At 63.9% G+C, this 1,768-nt stretch carries 3 protein-coding genes; all 3 read right to left on the reverse strand.

What is annotated here, in order from left to right; translation table 11 throughout:
• A partial coding sequence (locus RMT89_RS40095) for a hypothetical protein (RefSeq protein ID WP_315888681.1) occupies positions 1 to 1,080 on the reverse strand: 1,080 nt, incomplete at its 3' end.
• Positions 1,077 to 1,472 carry a DUF6950 family protein gene (locus RMT89_RS40100; RefSeq protein ID WP_315888682.1) on the reverse strand — a complete coding sequence of 132 codons (396 nt, stop codon included), beginning with the start codon at positions 1,470 to 1,472 and terminating at the stop codon, positions 1,077 to 1,079. The genes RMT89_RS40095 and RMT89_RS40100, both read right to left, overlap by 4 nt.
• Positions 1,469 to 1,768, reverse strand: a 300-nt coding sequence (locus RMT89_RS40105; RefSeq protein ID WP_315888683.1) for a hypothetical protein, incomplete at its 5' end; no start/stop codon positions are given. The genes RMT89_RS40105 and RMT89_RS40100, both read right to left, overlap by 4 nt.

A 1,768-nucleotide genomic window follows, 5' to 3' on the forward strand; every position in this document is an offset into this window, starting at 1 on the left:
ATCTGTAAACACCATCACCGGCAGGCCAACCCCGCCAACCCGGGTTTTCCAGATGCCACCATATTCCATGATTTGCGCACAAGACCCGCGCAACAATTCGTCGATCATATCGGCCGGCGCGTCGCCACCCATGGATTCGGGACCGACCTTGATCTCGTATGAGGTGCGATACTGTGGCTCTCCGTCCACCTGCACGTCGCAGGCGTTCATCGCCGCGCGCCAGTTGTCGAGGGGAAGATCGCTGCCCGCGATCCGGCCGCCCCAGCGGGTCGTTGCATCCAGAGTGATGCCCCGCAGGATATTGTAGACCTGCACGGCGCTGTTTTCGCTCGGCTCCCAGGTGGTCGGGTCGCCCCACCGATGCGCCCCACTGCCGCCCGCCGATGAGTCCTTGCGAGGATCGTAAAGCGCGATTCCGGTGACCTCGAAGAGCACTTTCGGGAACGCCTTGAACACCTCACGGTTGTATTTGAACTCGACGATGGCATGGGCGACCCCGCGCCCGATCATGTCTGACCGCCATGGCCGCTCTGGATAGGTGGCGTAGCGGTCCATCAGATAAGGATCAGCGGAGGTCTGCCGACCGTCGATAAACTTGACCCTTGCGCAACCGGCGAACTTGCCGGCCAGAGCCCGGAAGCCTTCGCCGTCGAGATTGCCGGGGATCAACCGCTCGTCGTCGATCCAGATCGCGTCAAGACTGTGCAGCGGCATGTCGGCCAGGTCGATCACATAGGTGAGGTAGGCATTGGGCGTCCGCCCGTCACGCCCATGTGTCATCGGCGGGCAGACCATGTTGCCGGCGGTCGCATATTTGCCCAGGATAATGGTTTGAGGAGTTGTTTCTCCGCTGGTCGTCTGGCCGCTGCGCAGACCCGGCGGCAGAGGGGCGTTTTTGCGGTTGAGAGCTCGCGAGAGCACCGACAAGCCGAAGGTGACGGCCATCTGCACCAGCATTTGTCCCACGGCAATCCCGGCAACGGTCCAACTGGCCAGAGCGCCGATTGCGGCCGCGACCGGGCCAGCATCGGCTGGCGTCGGTACAAAAAAAACGGCGACGAGAATCAGACAAAAGATCATACGCGCCAGACCCTTTTGACCTGCGACATCGGCACGTGACCCCAGCCGCGCAAGCCAAGCACACCGGCGGTCTCGCCCAGAACCAGACCAAGCGATTGATCCAGATCGCCCTCGACCATCGCGATGTCGCCGGGCTGGCCGAAGGCCGGGTGAACCTCGTCGAACCGGTCTGCGACGAAGGCGACGTGATCGTCGAACCCCAGGCTGTGAAGTGCGGTCAGCCCCTCGTCCAGGGTGCGATAGGTCACGTCGGGGGCAAGGTTCTGTCCTGTCATCGTCTCAACCGCGCCCGCCACCCACAGGGCACAATCGTGCCGTCCGGGGCGGTAGGGGGTGGCGGCCGTCGCGATCAGATATTGGGTCAGGCGAGTCTGCCAGTCCGGCAGTTTCATCGTGTAATCCCCCCCGCCAGAGGGTTGTCGAAGGTCAGCCTGCGACCGCCACCCCCGCCGCGCAACTCGCCCCAGGCAACCTCGACTTCCGTCCCCACAGAGCCGTAGCGCCGGAAACGGTCGCCCTGACGGCGCATCTGACAGGCATCAGACTTGGTGGCGCCGGCAAAGAGGGTCAGGCCCCGCGCCTCAGAGACGATTCGAAGGCGAAGCTCCTCTTCGCCACCGGCTTCCGGGAATGTGAATGGCGCCTCATCCACCCAACCCCGGAAGGTGCGCTCGGGGGCGGCGAGCAG

Origin of the sequence: Streptomyces sp. P17 (assembly GCF_032436805.1) — a bacterium.
Classification (GTDB): Bacteria; Actinomycetota; Actinomycetes; order Streptomycetales; family Streptomycetaceae; genus Streptomyces.

Excerpts from the sequence above, each read along its gene's own strand:
- RMT89_RS40100 (WP_315888682.1), bottom strand. The coding sequence starts at position 1,472 with ATGAAACTGCCGGACTGGCAGACTCGCCTGACCCAATATCTGATCGCG.